Source organism: Streptomyces sp. SAI-170, from assembly GCF_049739565.1.
Classification (GTDB): domain Bacteria; phylum Actinomycetota; class Actinomycetes; order Streptomycetales; family Streptomycetaceae; genus Streptomyces.
On the sequence record NZ_JBMGQD010000001.1, the window covers coordinates 1,493,365 to 1,509,919 of the forward strand.

The 16,555-nt window shown below is 73.7% G+C and carries 16 protein-coding genes and 1 pseudogene; 7 read left to right on the top strand and 10 right to left on the bottom strand.

The features are described from left to right. Nucleotides 1–18: 18 nt before the first annotated feature. The 6 genes from tdh to RKD23_RS06890 all read right to left on the bottom strand — a co-directional run bounded on the left by tdh (nucleotide 19) and on the right by RKD23_RS06890 (nucleotide 5,280). Complete coding sequence (gene tdh, locus RKD23_RS06865) at nucleotides 19–1,047, bottom strand: L-threonine 3-dehydrogenase (protein ID WP_424852825.1); 1,029 nt, start codon at nucleotides 1,045–1,047, stop codon at nucleotides 19–21. Between the two features lie 167 nt (nucleotides 1,048–1,214). Then, nucleotides 1,215–1,778 (bottom strand): GAF domain-containing protein, encoded by a 564-nt coding sequence (locus RKD23_RS06870; RefSeq protein WP_424852826.1) that lies wholly within the window; start codon nucleotides 1,776–1,778, stop codon nucleotides 1,215–1,217. Then, nucleotides 1,775–2,401: a GTP-binding protein gene (locus RKD23_RS06875; protein WP_404031803.1), complete on the bottom strand. Its 627-nt coding sequence runs from the start codon at nucleotides 2,399–2,401 to the stop codon at nucleotides 1,775–1,777. Before RKD23_RS06875 ends, RKD23_RS06870 begins: the two co-directional genes overlap by 4 nt. After that, complete coding sequence (locus RKD23_RS06880; protein ID WP_404031805.1) at nucleotides 2,379–2,750, bottom strand: DUF742 domain-containing protein; 372 nt, start codon at nucleotides 2,748–2,750, stop codon at nucleotides 2,379–2,381. Before RKD23_RS06880 ends, RKD23_RS06875 begins: the two co-directional genes overlap by 23 nt. Before the next feature lie 2 nt (nucleotides 2,751–2,752). Beyond that, nucleotides 2,753–3,187: a roadblock/LC7 domain-containing protein gene (locus RKD23_RS06885; RefSeq protein WP_404031808.1), complete on the bottom strand. Its 435-nt coding sequence runs from the start codon at nucleotides 3,185–3,187 to the stop codon at nucleotides 2,753–2,755. An 80-nt stretch (nucleotides 3,188–3,267) separates the two neighbouring features. After that, the gene (locus tag RKD23_RS06890) at nucleotides 3,268–5,280 is read right to left on the bottom strand and encodes an ATP-binding protein (RefSeq protein WP_424852827.1); all 2,013 of its coding nucleotides are present in this window, start codon (nucleotides 5,278–5,280) and stop codon (nucleotides 3,268–3,270) included. Between the two features lie 351 nt (nucleotides 5,281–5,631). Here RKD23_RS06890 and RKD23_RS06895 point away from each other — a divergent pair, with 351 nt between their 5' ends. From RKD23_RS06895 to RKD23_RS06915, 5 genes are all read left to right on the top strand, one after another. Continuing rightward, nucleotides 5,632–6,795, top strand: a complete 1,164-nt coding sequence (locus RKD23_RS06895; protein ID WP_424852828.1) for a glycosyltransferase family 4 protein — start codon at nucleotides 5,632–5,634, stop codon at nucleotides 6,793–6,795. Further along, entirely contained in the window at nucleotides 6,792–7,553 is a 762-nt protein-coding gene (locus tag RKD23_RS06900) for a hypothetical protein (RefSeq protein ID WP_424852829.1), read from the top strand. Before RKD23_RS06895 ends, RKD23_RS06900 begins: the two co-directional genes overlap by 4 nt. Then, nucleotides 7,550–8,431, top strand: a complete 882-nt coding sequence (locus RKD23_RS06905) for an FkbM family methyltransferase (protein ID WP_424852830.1) — start codon at nucleotides 7,550–7,552, stop codon at nucleotides 8,429–8,431. The genes RKD23_RS06900 and RKD23_RS06905 overlap by 4 nt, the downstream gene beginning before the upstream one ends. An 8-nt stretch (nucleotides 8,432–8,439) precedes the next feature. Beyond that, the gene (locus RKD23_RS06910) at nucleotides 8,440–9,243 is read left to right on the top strand and encodes an SDR family oxidoreductase (protein WP_424852831.1); all 804 of its coding nucleotides are present in this window, start codon (nucleotides 8,440–8,442) and stop codon (nucleotides 9,241–9,243) included. A gap of 81 nt (nucleotides 9,244–9,324) precedes the next feature. Beyond that, nucleotides 9,325–10,647 carry an erythromycin esterase family protein gene (locus RKD23_RS06915; protein WP_424852832.1) on the top strand — a complete coding sequence of 441 codons (1,323 nt, stop codon included), beginning with the start codon at nucleotides 9,325–9,327 and terminating at the stop codon, nucleotides 10,645–10,647. Nucleotides 10,648–10,659: 12 nt separating this feature from the next. Here the strand turns inward: RKD23_RS06915 and RKD23_RS06920 are convergent, their stop codons facing one another. Together RKD23_RS06920 and RKD23_RS06925 are read right to left on the bottom strand one after the other, a co-directional pair. Continuing rightward, on the bottom strand, nucleotides 10,660–11,529 hold the full coding sequence (locus RKD23_RS06920) for a universal stress protein (protein WP_424852833.1): 870 nt from the start codon (nucleotides 11,527–11,529) through the stop codon (nucleotides 10,660–10,662). Beyond that, nucleotides 11,526–12,224, bottom strand: coding sequence for a dienelactone hydrolase family protein (locus tag RKD23_RS06925; protein WP_424852834.1), 699 nt, complete (start codon nucleotides 12,222–12,224; stop codon nucleotides 11,526–11,528). Before RKD23_RS06925 ends, RKD23_RS06920 begins: the two co-directional genes overlap by 4 nt. Before the next feature lie 191 nt (nucleotides 12,225–12,415). Here RKD23_RS06925 and RKD23_RS06930 point away from each other — a divergent pair, with 191 nt between their 5' ends. Beyond that, entirely contained in the window at nucleotides 12,416–13,036 is a 621-nt protein-coding gene (locus tag RKD23_RS06930; RefSeq protein ID WP_424852835.1) for a LysE family translocator, read from the top strand. A gap of 46 nt (nucleotides 13,037–13,082) precedes the next feature. Beyond that, a complete protein-coding gene (locus tag RKD23_RS06935; RefSeq protein WP_424852836.1) occupies nucleotides 13,083–13,541 on the top strand; it encodes a pyridoxamine 5'-phosphate oxidase family protein in 459 nt (152 codons plus the stop codon). On the opposite strand, the gene RKD23_RS06940 is transcribed toward RKD23_RS06935, so the two are convergent. Together RKD23_RS06940 and RKD23_RS06945 are read right to left on the bottom strand one after the other, a co-directional pair. Beyond that, entirely contained in the window at nucleotides 13,538–14,944 is a 1,407-nt protein-coding gene (locus RKD23_RS06940) for a glycoside hydrolase family 5 protein (RefSeq protein WP_424852837.1), read from the bottom strand. The genes RKD23_RS06935 and RKD23_RS06940 overlap by 4 nt on opposite strands. 190 nt (nucleotides 14,945–15,134) lie before the next feature. After that, nucleotides 15,135–16,329, bottom strand: a pseudogene (locus RKD23_RS06945) (MBL fold metallo-hydrolase). Nucleotides 16,330–16,555: the final 226 nt, after the last annotated feature.

Sequence of the window (16,555 nt, forward strand, 5' to 3'; positions counted from 1 at the left end):
CAGAAGCTCCTAAGAAAGTTACGCGGTCCAGTCGAGGATGACCTTGCCGCCACGGCCGCTCGCGGCGTCGGCGAAGGCCGCCTCGAAGTCGCGGTAGCCGTAGCGGCCGGTGATGACGGGGGCGAGGTCCAGGCCGCCCTCCAGCAGGACGGACATCGCGTACCAGGTCTCGAACATCTCGCGGCCGTAGATGCCCTTGATCGTGATCATGGAGGTGACGATCCGGGCCCAGTCGACGGGGAACTCCTGCGCGGGCAGGCCCAGCATGGCGATCTTGCCGCCGTGGGTCATGTTGGCGATCATGTCGCGCATCGCGACGGGGTTGCCGGACATCTCCAGGCCCACGTCGAAGCCCTCGCGCAGGCTGAGCTCGCGCTGGCCGTCGGCGATGGACAGGCGCGAGACGTTCAGGGCCAGGCTGACGCCGATCTTGCGGGCCAGGTCCAGGCGCTCCTCGCTGACGTCGGTGATCACGACGTTGCGGGCGCCCGCGTGCCGGGCCACCGCCGCCGCCATCAGGCCGATCGGTCCGGCGCCGGTGATCAGGACGTCCTCGCCGACCAGCGGGAAGGACAGCGCGGTGTGCACGGCGTTGCCGAACGGGTCGAAGATCGCCGCGATGTCGAGGTCGACGGGGACGCGGTGCACCCAGACGTTGGAGGCGGGCAGGGCGACGTACTCCGCGAAGGCCCCGTCGCGGCCCACGCCGAGGCCCACCGTGGCCCGGCACAGATGGCGGCGGCCGGCCAGACAGTTGCGGCACTTGCCGCACACCAGGTGGCCCTCGCCGCTGACCCGGTCGCCGACGGCGATGTCGCTGACGTCCCGGCCGGTCTCGACGACCTCGCCCACGAACTCGTGCCCGACCACGAGCGGGGTGCTGATCGCCTGCTGCGCCCAGCCGTCCCAGGAGCGGATGTGCAGGTCGGTGCCGCAGATGCCGGTGCGCAGCACCTTGATCAGCACCTCACCGGGGCCGATCCGCGGCTCGGGGACGTCCACGAGCCAGAGCCCGGGCTCCGCCTTCTCCTTGACCAGCGCCTTCACGGATGCGGCTCCTGAGGGTGTGATCCCGGCCGCGGGCACGCCGAAGGAACCCGTGGACGGGGGCAGATGGGGAATCGCACAGCAATCTGCCGTATCGCGTGCCCCACAGTCCATCGAGCTTTTCTTAAACGCCGCCACAGCTTTCCTTCACGCCCCACCGGCCCCGTTCAGTGCGGCGGCCCGCCCTCCAGTCGTACGACGAGTTCGGCGGCGGCCGCCTTGATGGCGTCGAGCCCCTCCCGCCCCCAGGTCCGCGGCGCGACATCGGCGACGCACACCGTGCCGAGGACCATGCCGGTGCTGTCCAGCAGCGGGGCGCCGAGGTAGGAGCGGATGCCGAGGTCGTCGACGACGGCGTTGCCGGCGAAGCGGGGGAAGTCGCGCACGTCCTGCAGTGCCAGCGCCTTGCGCCGGGCGACGACATGGGGGCAGAAGCCGTGGTCGCGGGGCAGGAAGCGGCCGATCTCGACGCGCGTGCCGTCCTCCCGTAGGACCGGCGCGGCCTCGGGCGCGTGCAGTCCGGCGAAGAACTGCCCGTTCTCGTCGGGGAAGTTGACCATGGCGTACGTCGTCCCGGTGCGGCCGGCGAGCCGGGCCGCGAAGGTGTCGAGCGCGGGCTCGGGACGCTCGCCGAGGCCCAGTCCGCGCAGTCGGCGGGCGCGGGCGGGGGCCTCGGTGTCCTGCGGCGTGAGCAGCAGCCGGCCGACCGGGCGGGGCGGGTCGTAGCTCATCTGCGTACCCCCTCGCTCTCGGTGGGTGCGGAGCCGACGGGCGCGTGGGCGATGAGGTGGCGCACCAGGGTGAGCAGCGTCTGCACACCGGAGCTGGAGATCCGGGCGTCGCAGCAGACGACGGGGATGTCCGGGTCCAGGTCGAGCGCGGCGCGCACCTCCTCGGGGTGGTAGCGGTAGGCGCCGTCGAACTCGTTGACGGCGACGATGAAGGCGAGCCCGCGTTCCTCGAAGAAGTCGACGGCCGCGAAGCACTCCTCCAGGCGCCGTGTGTCGGCGATGATGACCGCGCCGAGGGCGCCCTCGGACAGTTCGTCCCACATGAACCAGAACCGCTGCTGCCCCGGGGTCCCGAACAGGTACAGCACATGTTCGGGGTCCAGGGTGATGCGGCCGAAGTCCATGGCGACGGTGGTCTCGAGCTTGTTCTCGATGCCGTCGAGGTTGTCGGTCGCGGCGCTGACCGTGGTGAGGAGCTCCTCCGTGGAGAGCGGGGCGATCTCGCTGACCGCGCCGACGAACGTGGTCTTGCCGACCCCGAAGCCTCCCGCCACCAGGATCTTGAGTGCGGTGGGGAAGGGGTCCGTGGCGCCGTCGTAGTCAGAGCTGTCGTCGTAGTCCATCGAGCACTGCCTCCAGAAGGGCCCGGTCCGTGGGGTTGTGGTGGAACTCGGGGGGCTTGGTGGTGAGCGCCCCGCAGTCGACGAGGTCGGACAGCAGCACCTTGGTGACCGCCGCCGGCAGCTTCAGGTGGGCGGCCACCTCGGCGACCGATATGGGTGCCCGGCACAGGTCGAGGGCCAGCGCGTGTTCCGGGCCCGGGTGGCCGAGGGGGGTGACCCCGGTGGCCATGACCTGTGACATGAGGTCGAGCGCGTGGGTGGGGCGGGTGCGGCCGTTGCTGATCGTGAACGGGCGCACGAGCCGTCCCGCCGCCTCGTCGAGCCAGGGCCCGTCACCGGCCGCCGCCACGCTCAACGCCTCATCACCGGAGGTTCGACGGCGTGCTGGCGGGGGGCGGTGACCAGGTAGGGGCGCACGCTCTTGACGAGCATGGCCATCTCGTAGCCGAGCACGGCGGCGTCGGCCTCGCGGCCCGCCATGACCGCGAGACAGGTGCCGGACCCGGCGGTGCTGACGAACAGCAGTGTGTTGTCGAGTTCGACGACGACCTGCCGTACGTCCCCGCCGTCGCCGAACCGGGCGCCCGCGCTGCGGCCGAGCGAGTACAGGCCGGAGGCCAGGGCGGCCATGTGGTCGGCGCTGTCGGGGTCGAGGCCGTGCACGGACTTCACGAGGCCGTCGCAGGACAGCAGGACCGCGCTGGTCGTGTGCGGCACGCGCTGCACGAGGCCGCTCATCAGCCAGTCGAGGTCGGAAACATGGCCGGTCGGCGCGTCGGTCGCCATGGTGGTTCGACTCCTTGGGATACGGGGGGCCGCCGTCGCGCCGGGGGTGCCGACGGCGTGGGGGCTGGGGGCGTGGGGGGTCATCCGGCTGGTGCGCTCCCGTCGTGCCGGGCGGTGTGGTCGGATCCGTCCGCCGAGTGCGGTGTCGTACGGGGTTCAGGGGCTGCCGGTACGACGTCCTGGGCGGCGTCCCGGTAGGGCAGCGGGGGGTGGTGACCGGCCGTCAGGTCGGTCCCGGTGTGCGCCGCCTCCAGGCTCTGCTGCGCCTCCGCGAGGCCGATGCCGCGCTGGAAGGCGGCCATCAGGCCGGGGTCGTGCCCGACGTGCTCGTCGGCGTCGGGCCGGGGCGCGGGCCGCTCGCGCAGCTGGGGCACGAGGTGTTCCTGGGCGCGGCGCCTGGGCAGCCGGGGCTTGCCCATGGTGCCGCGGACGGCGCCGTTGCGCGGCACGGGCGGCGCGGCGGCGTGCTCCTCCACCAGCGGCCGCTCGTCGGGCCGGATGCCGGGCCTGGCCTCGGCCGGGGTCCGCCGCTCCTGCCGCGCCCCGCGCACCGGAAGCGGCACGGCGGTGGCCCGCCCGGTGACCGCCGACCCGGAGGACACGGGCGCGGGCGCGGGTTCCTGGGCGGTCGGGACGCCGTACGGGGGTGTGGGCAGGGAGGTCGACGGGCCGGACGCGGGGACCGGGTACGGCACGACGGACCCGGCGGGCGCGGGAGCGGGCGCGGAGGTGGCCGTGGCCGTGGACGCCGTGGAGGGCTGGGGCGAGGGGACCGACCGGATGTGCCGGGCCGGTTGGTCCCGGCGTACTCCGGGCGCACCCCCGGCCGGGGCGGCTCCTTCGCCCTGCGGAGGAGTTGCGGGCGCCCCACCCTCCGCGGCGCCCGGCTGCCCGCCGAGCACGTCCTGGGGTACGACCAGGACCGCCTGGACACCGCCGTAGATGTTGGTCTGGAGGCGCACGGTGATGCCGTGGCGGCGGGCGAGCTGGGAGACGACGAACAAGCCGATGCGCCCGTCGGCCAGCAGGCTGGCGACGTTGACCTGGTCGGGGTCGGCGAGCAGGGCGTTCATCCGGTTCTGCTCGCCGACGGGCATGCCGAGCCCGCGGTCCTCGACCTCGACGGCGAGACCCGAGGTGACGAGGTTGGCGCGCAGCAGCACCTGGGTGTGCGGGGCGGAGAACACCGTGGCGTTCTCGACGAGTTCGGCGAGCAGGTGGATGACGTCGGCGACGGCGTGCCCGCGCAGCTCGCCGTCGACCGGGGGCACGAGCCGGACCCGCGAGTACTGCTCGACCTCGGCGATCGCCGAGCGCAGCACCTCGGTCATGGGGACCGGGTTGCTCCACTGCCGGCGCGAGACGGCCCCGCCGAGCACGGCGAGGTTCTCGGCGTGGCGGCGGATGCGGGTGGCGAGGTGGTCGACGTGGAAGAGGCCCTTGAGCAGGTCGGGGTCCTCGATCTCGTTCTCCAGCTCGTCCAGCGTCGCGATCTCGCGGTGCACCAGCGACTGAAGGCGCCGCGCGAGGTTGACGAAGACCTCCAGCTTCTGCTCGCTGCCGGTCTGGCTGGACAGTTGCGCGGCCTGCACGACGGCGGTGACGGCGCCGTCGTGCGCGCGGGCCAGGTCGGCGGCGAGCAGCTCGAAGTCGTCGGCGTCCGCGGGCGGCCGGGAGCGCGGCGCACGCGCGGGCGGGGCCTCGCCGCGGCGCAGTGCCTCGACCAGGGTGCGCAGATCGGCCTCGCGGCGGGCGCTGCCGCGGCGCAGGGCGCCGACGCGTTCGTGCACGGACCGAGCGGCCCGGTCGGCGGCCACGGCGGCGATCAGGATGCCGGCGAGCGTCACGCACACCGCTCCGGCGAGCACGGTCCACAGGGTGAGGCCGGTGCGCGCGCCCGTGGAGCGGACGGTGAACAGGACGGCGGCGCTGGCGCCGAGGGCGACCGCGGTCGGCGGCAGCACGGCCAGCCGCAGCAGTTGGGACCGTATGTGGGCCTCGGGCAGCGCGGGTGCGGTACGGGCGACCGGCCGTCCGTGCCGTCCGCCCTCGCGGCGGTCTGCGCGTGCGGCGGGTGCGCGGAGGTGAGACATCGGTGTCCTCGTACTGGTCCGTTTGCTGGCGCGAAGAAGGGCCGCGACGATCGGCCCTGCGTCGCCCGACGGACACTGACAGTAGTCGCCAACGCATCATGTGCGGTGGGCAGTTGACAAAGTCCTCCAGGAACCGTCCCGCTCTGGTATGAGCCTTCGCACGACTGCCCGATAACCCTCTCGGCGACGTCGTCGGAACAGGACCCGAAGCGGTCCGGGACGATCAGAAACGCTCACACTCGGTGACCTCGCGTGGCGCGCGCCGACGCTTGCCGCACCAGCCGGTTGGGTAGCCCCCGAGGGCGCCTGTCGTGGCGGAGGAGCCCGAGGGCGCAGGACACCCGAGGGGACATGCCCGTGCGGATCTTGATGGTCGCTCATGCGTTCCCGCCCACCTGGGGCGGCGTGGAGACACACCTGGCGGATCTGGTGCGCGCGCTGCGCCGCCGCCGGCACGAGGTCGCCTGTCTGGTCGGCGGAGAGGAGTCCGACGAGGTCTGGGAGGGGTGCCCGGTGCACCGGCGCCCGGCGCTGCGGCCGGCCGACCTGCTGGGCGTCCACCAAGAGGGCGCCGAGAGCCGCGAGGAGCACCGCCGTGCGGTCGAGACCCTGACGCGCCGGGTGCTGGACGAGCACCGGCCCCAGGTCGTGCATCTGCACAACGCCCACCACTACGGCCCGCAGCTCGCGCATGGCGTCCTGGCGGCGGTCGGCCCGGGCACCACCGTCATCAACAGCGTGCACGACCACACCGGTGAGCACGTCCTGCCCGATGTGATGGACCTGCCCTGGCATCTGCTGCTGTACGTCAGCGACTTCCTGCGCGCCGCGCTGCCCAGCCGCGCGCCCTCGGTGACCCTGCCGCTGGGCATCGACGCGTCCCGGTTCTGCCCCGACGGCCCCCGGCACCCGGTGTTCGACGGGCTCCAGCCGCCGGTCGTGTTCCACCCGGCCCGCCCGCTGCCCTGGAAGGGCGTCGACGTCGGTCTTGAGGCGTTCGTCGAGGTACGGCGGCGGGTCGGGCGCGGGAGCCTGCTGCTGTGCTCGGGCGACGACATCGTGGGCGACCGCGGTGAGGTGCGCGAACTGCGGGAGCGGCTGCTGAAGCACGCGGCGCGCGCGGGCGTGGCCGAGCACGTCCTGCTGCACGACTTCCCGCCGCTCTCCATGGGCGACGCCTACCGGGGCGCGGACCTGGTCTGGTATCCGACGACGGGCGAGGAGCCGTACGGCCTGGTTCCCCTGGAGGCGATGGCGTCGGGCCGGCCGGTCGTGGTGGCGGCCTCGGGCGGGCTGGTGGAGACGGTCGTCGACGGCAGCAACGGGCTGATCGTGCCGCGCGGCGACAGCGCGGCGCTCGCCCGGGCCGCGCTGGACCTGCTCACCGACGAGCGGCTGCGCCGGCGGATCGTGGACGGCGGCCTGGACAGGGTGCGGGAGTACGGGATCGACGGCTACGCGCGGCGGCTGGAGGAGCTGTACGCGGCGGCCGGTTCCCCCGGAGGTGCGGGATGACGGGTTCGGTGCCGACCCCGGAGGAGATCGACGTCACCGAGTTCGGCCAGCTGCGCCAGGAGATCAACAACCGAACCAACCTCGCCTACGCGCTGATCACCCTTCAGCTGGCCGCGCTGGGCACCGGCCTGTCCGTGATGACCAAGGTGCCCGACGTGCTGCTCGGCCTCGCGGCCGCGTCCAGCTTCCTGTGGCTGTTCTGGGTGGACCACGCGGGCCAGGTGTACAAGATCGCCGGCTATATCGCCCTGGAGCTCAGCCCTCAGCTGTCCACCGGCATGAGCCGGCCGGTCCTGCGCTGGGAGCACTTCCTGCGCCGGATCGACGCGGGCGGGCAGACGACGGTCCGGGCCCTGTACGGCACGGCCGTGCCGCGCGGGCCGGTGTACGTGCAGGACACCAAGGCCGCCGACATCTACGCGATGCTGCTGTTCGGCTGCTCCCCTCCGCTGATGATCGTCGGCTATGTGGCGTCGATGCTGCTCGCCGGGGACCGGGCCGTCGCGCTGATCGTGCCGCCCGCCCTCGCGGCCACGGCGTTGTGGCTGTACACGGTGAAGCGGTTCCGCGGCTTTCGGCGGACCGTGGACACGATCGGGAAGGCGATCCTCGCCTCCGTCCCGGCGCCGCGTACCGGCTCGGACCCGGGAACCGGCTCGGGGCCGGGTACCGGCTCGGGCCCGGGAACCGGCTCGGGCCCGGGAACCGGCTCAGGTCCGGGAACCGGCTCAGGTCCGGGTGCCGGGGGTGCGCCGTGAGTGCCGCGCCGCCGCCCGGTCCCCGTGTGTGGCCCAGCGGTCTGCCCGCCCGTCTCGACCGGGCGCTGCGCGCCTGGGTACGGCGGCATCCCGACACCCGGCCGGTGCGGCTGGCCCGCTCCGCGGTCTACGGCGCGCTGTCGGTGCTGCACACCGAGGACCACTGCCCGCACACCAACGGCGAGGCGCGGGTGCTGCGCTGCCTGGCCGCCGTACGGCGGGAGCCGCTCCTGCTCGACGTGGGCGCGAACCGCGGCGCCTGGGCGCTGGCCGCGCTGGAGGCCTGCCCCGACGCCACCGTGCACTGCTTCGAGCTGGCCCCGCCCGCCCGGCAGGCGCTGCGCCGACTCGCTGCCGGGCGGCCAGGCTTGGTGGTCGCGGAGGCCGGGCTGGCCGACCGGCCCGGGGTCAGACGGGTCAAGCACTACCCGGAGCGCGAGGAGCTGACCTCGTTCTACGACTATCCGCACGACGCGCCCTTCACCTGGCGGAGCGAGCCGGTGCTCAGGGGCGACGACTATCTCTCCGAGCACGGCATCGAGGCGGTCGACCTGCTGAAGGTCGACACGGAGGGAGCGGAGCTGGAGGTGCTGACGGGCTTTCAGCGGGCTCTGTCGGCGGGCCGGGTGACCGCCGTGCAGTTCGAGTACGGGTACGCGGCCGTTCTGTCCGGTTCGCTTCTGCACCGCCTGTACGGTCTCCTGGAACCCTTGGGGTACATGATCGGCAGGATCCTTCCGGAGCGCGTCGACTTCCGCCCGTACACGTTGTTCGACGAGCGGTTCTACGGCCCCAACTTCCTCGCCGTGCACGCGTCGAGCCCAGAACTGACCGCCCTGCTGGGCGGCCGTACGACCCTGTCCCCTCGCCGGAAGTGAGGCTCCCGATGCCGGACCCGGCACCGACCACCGACTCCCGCCGCCCCGTGGCGCTCGTGACGGGTGTGGGGCGGCGACAGGGCCTCGGGGCGGCCATCGTCACGCGGCTGGCGGAGACGGGCTGGGACGTCGCCTTCACGTACTGGACGCCGTACGACGCGTCGATGCCCTGGGGTGAGGACACGGGCGCCGCCGAGGAGCTGTCGGGGCGGCTGGCCGGGCTGGGCGCGCGGTGCGTCGCGGTGGAGGCGGACCTGACCGCGCCGGCCGCGCCGGAGGCGGTCCTCGACCGGGCCGGGTCGGCGCTAGGGCCGGTGACCGCGCTGGTCCTGGCGCACGCCGAGTCCGTCGCGTCGGGGCTGCTCGACACGACGCCCGAGAGCTTCGACCGGCACTTCGCTGTCAACGTCCGCGCGAGCTGGCTGCTGATCCGCGCCTTCGCCGAGCGGTTCGCCGGGCCGCACGGCAGCGGCCGGATCATCGCCCTGACCAGTGATCACACCGTACGGAACCTGCCGTACGGGGCGAGCAAGGGCGCGCTGGACCGGATCACGCTGGCGGCCGCCGAGGAGCTGGGCGGACTCGGCGTCACCGCCAACGTGGTCAATCCCGGCCCCGTCGACACGGGCTGGATGACCGACCGCGACCGTGAGGAGCTGGTGCGTGCCACCCCGCTGGGCCGGCTCGGCACGGCCCGGGAGTGCGCCCATCTGGTGGCGTTCCTGTGCTCACCGGAGGGCGGCTGGATCAACGGCCAGTTGCTGTACAGCAACGGCGGGTTGCGGTACGTCGCCGGGCGCGAGGAGTCCTGACCCGTCCGGGCGTTCCCGCGAGCGTTTCGCGGCAAGCCCCCGGGGAACCCGGCCCCGCACCCTCCGGGAGGGAGTCGAGTCGTGTCCGACACCGATCACGCCCGTATCCGGGACGAGGCGCACCCGCTGACCGACCCGGCGTCGCTGGACCCCCTGCTGGAGCGCGTCGGCGATGCCCGCTATGTGCTGCTGGGCGAGGCGTCCCACGGCACCGCCGACTACCACCGGGTCAGGGATCTGCTCACGCGCCGGCTGATCGAGGAGAAGGGGTTCTCGTTCGTGGCCGTGGAGGGCGACTGGCCGGACTGCCGGGCCGTGCACGACTCGGTGACCTGGGCGGCGGGCGCGCCCGAGGACCCCGGGCAGGTGCTGGCGGGGCTGCGCCGCTGGCCGGCGTGGATGTGGGGCAACAGTGAGGTGGCGGCCTTCGCCCGGTGGCTGCGGCGGCACAACGGCGTGACGCCGCCCGAGCGGCGCGTCGGGTTCTACGGGCTGGACGTCTACAGCCTGTGGGAGTCGCTGCACGCGGTGCTCGGGCATCTGCGCGAGCACGACCCGGACCAGGTGGAGCACGCGCTGGACGCCTACCGCTGCTTCGAGCCGTACGCCGAGGATCCGCAGGCCTACGCGCTGGCCACGGGGCTCACGCCCGAGGGGTGCGCGGGCGAGGTGGTGGCCCTGCTGACCGAGATGCGGCGGCGGGCGGGGAGCACCTCGGCAAACTCCCCCGCGGCCGAGTTCGCGGCGCGGCAGAACGCCGAGATCCTGGCCGGCGCCGAGCGCTACTACCGGGCCATGCTGGGCAGCGGCCCGGAGGCCTGGAACGTCCGCGACCATCACATGGCCGACACGCTGGACCGGCTCATGGAGCATCACGGCTCCGGCGCCAAGGCGGTGGTGTGGTCGCACAACTCGCACGTCGGGGACGCCCGCGCGACCGACATGGCGGAGACCGGCATGGTCAACCTCGGCCAGTTGGTGCGTGAGCGGCACATCGGCCGCGGGGTGGTGCTGGTCGGTTTCGGCTCGCACTCGGGCACGGTGGTCGCCGCCGAGCGCTGGGGCGGCGAGCCGCGGGTCATGGACGTACCGCCGGCCCGCACGGGCAGCCTGGAGGACCTGCTGCACGGGGCGCTGCCCGGCGAGCGGGCGATGTTCGTCTTCCCGCACGTGCAGTTGCAGCGGGTGCCGTCGACCGGTCCGGCCCGGTGGTACCACGAGGAGCACGGGCACCGCGCGATCGGCGTGGTCTACCGGTACGAGCACATGGGCAACTACGTCCCCACGGTCCTGGCGCAGCGCTACGACGCCTTCTGCTGGCTGGACCGCACCGACGCCCTGACCCCGCTGGGGTCGTCGGCCGCGCCGGACGCGGAGCAGCAGACCTGGCCGGCGGGCGTCTGACGCGGCCGTCTCTCAGGTGGGCACGACGGCGACCGGGCAGCTCGCGTGGTGCACGACGGCGTGGACGACGCTGCCCAGCCGCATGCCGAGCCGCTCGGCGGGCGGGTGGCGCGGTACGACGATCAGCGCGGCCCCCTCCGACGCCTCCACCAGCGCGCCCGCGGCCGACCCGACGGCGAGCACGGTCTCGGTGTGCACCTGCGGATACTCGGCCGCGGGCCGGGCCGCGTGCTCCAGCAGCTGCCGGTGCAGTCGCTGTTCGGCGTCGACCTGGCTGACCTGCGGCACCATCAGCCCGGCACGGGTCATCGGGGTCCAGGCGTGCACCAGCCGTACGGCGGTCCGGCGCAGGGCCGCCTCGGCGAGGCCGAAGCGTACGGCGTCCTCGTCGTGCTCGTCGCGGATGCCGACCACGACGTCGCCGTGGGCCGCCCTCTCCGTGTGGCCCCGTACGACGACCACGGGCCGGTCCGCGTGGGCGGCCGTCTTCAGGCTCACCGAGCCGAGCAGCAGACCGGTGAAGCCGCCCCGGCCGCGGGTGCCGACCACGATCAGGTCGGCGTCGCGGGAGGCGTCGAGGAGGACCTCGGCGGGCAGGCCGTGGCCGAGGGCGGCGTCGGTGCGCAGACCGGGGTGCGCGGCGGCGGTGCGGGCGCGGGCGTCGTCGAGCACACCGGCGGCCGCGTCCAGGACGCGTGCGTCGGTCTCGCCCCGTCCTTCGGGGTCCGTCGCGGCGGAGACCGCGGGGACGGCGTGCACGATCCGCAGGACGGCGCCCCGCAGCTCCGCCTCCCGGGCCGCCCAGTCGGCGGCCAGCCAGGCGTGCGGGGTGTCGTCGAGCCCGACGAGCACGGTGCCGGAGCGTGGTCGGTCCGTGGTCATGGCTCCTCCAGGGGGTGCGTCGACGCGGAGCCGGCCAGGGAGCCGGCCACGGCCCGCAGCTGCTCGTCGCACCACACGCGGGTCGCCCCGGTGACCTGCTCCAGCGCGCCGGGCTCCGCGAACAGGTGCGTGGCGCCGGGCACGACCCGCAGCGAGTGCGGGGCGTGCAGCCGCCGGGCGGCCTCCTGGTTGAGCCGCAGCACCTCCGGGTCCGCGCCGCCGACGAGGAGCAGCACCGGCGCCCGTACGGTCTCCAGAGCCGCCCCTGCCAGATCGGGCCGGCCGCCGCGGGAGACCACGGTCAGGACGCGGTCCGGGCGGGCCTCGGCGGCCACCAGGGCGGCACCCGCGCCGGTGCTCGCGCCGAACAGGACGACCGGCAGCCCGCGCGTCTCCGGGTGTCCGTCGAGCCAGTCGACGGCGCCGGCCAGGCGCCCGGCGAGCAGCGCGATGTCGAAGCGGTGCTCGCCGGTGCGCGCGTCGTGGCGTTCCTCCCGCTCGGTGAGCAGGTCGATCAGCAGGGTGCCGAGGTGGGCGGTGCGCAGGTCGGCGGCGACCCGACGGTTGCGGGCACTGTGCCGGGAGCTGCCGCTGCCGTGCGCGAAGAGCACGACCGCCCGTGCGGCCGAGGGCACGACCAGATCGCCCTGGAGGCGCACGCCGCCCGCGGACACCTGCACCAGTTCGGAGAACATCCCGATCACCGCTTCCGCCGTCGTCGTACGCGTACGGCCGTGCGCCCGGCCGCTCCCTGGCCGCGTACCCGCGCTGCGGCGATGCGACCGTGCCGGGGCGGGCCGGCGTGGAAATCCCGTGGGAGCGGGGTGGGCCCCGGGCCCATACTGAGCCGCATGACGACGGACCCGCGCACCCCGGGGCGGTGCCCATGCTGAGCACGCTGCTCGCCTTCCTCGGCGCCTGCACCCTGATCGCGGCCTCTCCCGGCCCCAGCACCGTGCTAATCATCCGGCAGTCGCTGCGGAGCAGGCGCGCGGGCTTCCTGACCGTGCTCGGCAACGAGACGGGCGTGTTCGTCTGGGGCCTCGTCGCCGCCTTCGGGCTGACGGCGCTGCTCGCGGCCTCCGAGGTGGCGTACGACGTGATGCGGATCGTCGGTGCCGTCGTGCTCATCGGCTTCGGGGTGCAGACCCTGCGGGCGGTCCGGCGCGGGGACCACTCCTGGCAGGACGACGCCGAGCCCAGGATCCGGTCCGGCTGGGCGTCGTACCGCTCCGGCCTGCTGCTGAACCTCGCCAACCCCAAGGCGGCGGTGTTCGCCATGTCGTTCCTGCCGCAGTTCGTGCCCGAGGGGGCGCCCGAGCTGCCCACGATGGTGGCGCTGGCGGCGATCTGGGCCGTGTACGAGGTGGGCTACTACGCGCTGTACGTGTGGTTCGTGCACCGGCTGCGGGGGATCCTGTCCCGGGCGGGGGTGCGCAAGCGCCTGGAGCAGGTGTCGGGCGGTGTCCTGCTGCTGCTCGGTGTGCGGATGGCCGTCGAGGGCTGACAGCCGGCCCGGGAATGCCGTACGGGGAGCGGGAGTTGATCACGGCATGACCCAAGGACCAGCACCTCGCGCCCTGTCCGACGAAGCGCTCTCCGATCTGCTGGGCGGACAGCGGTTCGGCACGCTCGCCACGACCAAGCGCAGCGGCCACCCGCATCTGACGACCATGCTCTACAGCTGGGACCCCGAGGCCCGTGTCGCCCGCTTCTCCACCACGGCGGACCGCGTCAAGGTGCAGCACCTGCGCCGAGAGCCGCGCGCGGCCCTGCACGTCCAGGGCGGGAACGTGTGGTCGTTCGCCGTCGTGGAGGGCGAGGCGGAGGTCTCCGAGCCGACGGTCGTCCCCGGCGACGCGGTCGGCCGGGAACTGCTGTCGATGATCCCGGCCGACGCCAGGCCCGAGGACGAGGACGCCTTCCTGCGCGGCCTCGTCGACGAGCACCGCGTCGTGATCCGCCTGAAGGCACAGCGGCTGTACGGCACAGCGCTCGACGTCGAGGGCTAGGGCCTGTCCGGCGTGCCCTGGCGCGGAGTGACGGTCACCGTCACACGGGCGCCCGGGCGGGCGTGGACGCGGGCCGTGGCCGAGCGGTCGGCCGGGAGGTCGGGGGTCGGTGTCGTGGCGGGGCCCGTCAGGGAGAGGTGCCAGCCGCCCGGCCGGGACGGGACGCGGATCTCGGTGACCCCGTGCCCGGCGCGGTAGACGAGCCGGTACGCGCCGCTCTCGGGGACCTGGCTCTCGGCGGTGACCGTGCCGGCGACGGCCGGGGCGTACGGGGCGGCCGTGCGGTCCTTGTTGGGGCGCAGTACGCCCTTGTCGTCCAGGGCGCAGTAGCCGCCGCCGTAGCACCACACATAGCCCGCCCAGCCGGAGGTGTAGCGGCCCAGTGAGGCGAGCGCGTCGCGGTAGAACAGGCCCATGTTCGGCAGCGAGTTGTTCAGCGGGCCCCACTCCCCCACGACGACCGGGACACGCTGCTCGCGCGGGTAGGCGGTGACGGCCGCCTCGTAGGTCTCGATCCAGCCGGCCGCCGGGTCGTAGTCGGCGCCGGCCTCCATCGCGGTGTTGTAGAAGTGCGGGGCGTACACCGCCTTCGGGTCGTCGATGCGGCCGAGCGCGGTGGGCACGCCCTCGCCGACGAGCGGGGTCGGCTCGAAGAAGATCCAGGCGTCCCGGTCCTCGGAACGGACCGCGTCGGCCAGCCGGTTGTACATCGGGGTCAGCTGCTCGGCCTCGATCCGCGCGGCCGCCGTCGGCAGGTCCTCGCCGGGGCGGAGTTCGCCCATGGGCTCGTTGATCAGGTCGTAGCCGAGGACGGCCGGGTGGTGCGCGAAGCGGCCGGCCAGCACCCGCCACATGCCGGACTGGGCCCGGCGCAGGTCGTCGTCCTCGTACAGATGCGTGAACGCCCGCTGCACGGCGGGCTCGAAGTATTCGGAGAACCAGTCCTGAGGGTGCGGGGTGAAGGGCAGCCCGTCGGTCCTGGTCGCCCACGCGGGGATGCCGCGGTGACCGAACGCGGGCCCGAAGACGTCCTGGTGGGCGTCGATGAGCACCTGGACGCGGTACTTGTGCGCCCAGTCCAGCACGCGCTCGATCCTGCGCAAGTAGTCTTCGCTGTAGCGGCCGGGCTCGGGCTCGAGGTCGTCCCAGAAGACCAGCAGGCGGGCGAAGTTGAAGCCGTTGTCGCGCAGATCCCTGAAGTGCCGCTCGGTGATCGCGGAGAGCGCCTGCTCCCCGCGGTGGGTCTTGTCCTCGACGTTCCAGCCGCGCAGGGTGAGCACCCGGCCGCGGTCGTCGGTGAGCCTGGGAATGTCCGCGGCCCGCGACGCGGTCTCCGCGTGAGCGCCGGTCCCGGCTCCCAGCAGGGCACAGCAGACGAGTGCGGCGAACAGTCGTCGGTACACGGGCGCAACCTCCGGCACGGTCGGAACGACGGCGTGCCGGAGATCTCATCAGCAGAACTGACGGTGCATCAAGAGGTGTGACACACCTCGCCCTGCCCTCGTCCCGGGAAGCACCTGCCGGTCACCTGGTGACAGTGCCGGCACAGCGCCCGACGGGCCGACTCGGTGACCCGGTCCCGGTCGAGCCGCGTCAGCGATCTCCCGCGAGGTCGAGATCACCGCGCGGGGTCTCGCCGGTGACCTCCACGGTCCCGGGCCGACGCCACAGGTGCGGCACCGGCGCGGACACCGCGCGCCACCACGGCTCGGCGGGCAGCTTGCCGCCGGGCTCGAAGGGCTCGCCGGGCCGCGGGAAGGCGACGGCCTGGCCGGCCTCCTCGGCGGCGTCCTTGGTCCACTCCCCTGGCTCGGCCCACGGGTGCGGGGCGAGGTTGAAGGTGGCCCAGTGGATCGGCAGCAGCACGCCTGCGGGGGCGCCGCCCTGGAGGTCGAGGTGGGCGCGCAGGGCCTCGGCCGGGGTCATGTGGATGTCGGGCCAGAACTCGCTGTACGCGCCGAGCTGGATCATCGTCGCGTCGAACGGGCCGTGCTCCGCGCCTATGGTCTGGAAGCCGTCGAAGTAGCCGGTGTCGCCGCTGTGGTAGACGCGGTGCTCCTCGCCGGCGACGACCCAGGACGCCCAGAGGTGTGTGCTGGGTGTTGCGCAGACCGCGGCCGCAGAAGTGGCGGGCCGGGGTGGCGGTCAGGGTGAGCCCGCCGATCCGGGTCGACTCGTGCCAGTCCAGCTCGCGCAGCCGGTCGGCGGAGACGCCCCAGTGCTCCAGGTGCGCGCCGACGCCGAGCGGGACGGCGAAGACGGTGTCCGTGCCGGCCAGCGCCTTGATCGTGGGCAGGTCCAGGTGGTCGTAGTGGTCGTGGGAGATCACGACCACGTCCACCGGGCCGAGCGCGGCGAGCGGCAGGGGCACGGGGTGCAGCCGCTTGGGCCCGGCGAAGGCGAACGGCGAGCAGCGCTCTCCCCACACGGGGTCGAAGAGCACGCGCGTGCCGTCGATCTCGGCGAGGACGCTGGAGTGGCCCATCCAGGTCAGCCGAAGCCCGGAGGCGGGCGGCCGGAAGATGTCGGCGAGCGTGGTCGCATGCACCGGGATGCGGGCGCTCGGGGCCCGGCGGGTGCGGGCGTCCTTGTCGAAGTAGACCTTGGCGAAGTCCAGGGGCGAGCCGGAGGGCCGGGTGCGGGAGGGCCCGCCGGGGTTCTGGAAGACGCCGTCCTTGAAGTGCGGCGATCTGCGGATACGGGCCAGGCGCTCACCGCTGGGGTCCACGCCGAAGGCCTCGGGCTGCAGCGCGCTCAGCCCGGCACTCAGGGAACGGTGTCCGGCCACGGTACCTCCAGGTGGAGTGGGTGAGGTCTCCCATTATGGTCCGACCCACCGACAACGCCGGGGCGCCCCCGTCACAGCCGTGCGACCGGGCGCGCTCCCGGCCGCCTACTGATGATCCGTTCAGCACGTTGACAGAGCCCGAGCCGCGTTTCGATACTGACTGATGATTCAGTAGCTGGCCCGGGTCGCCGTCCGGCGGCCCACTCCCTCGCGGCCTTGGAGGCAC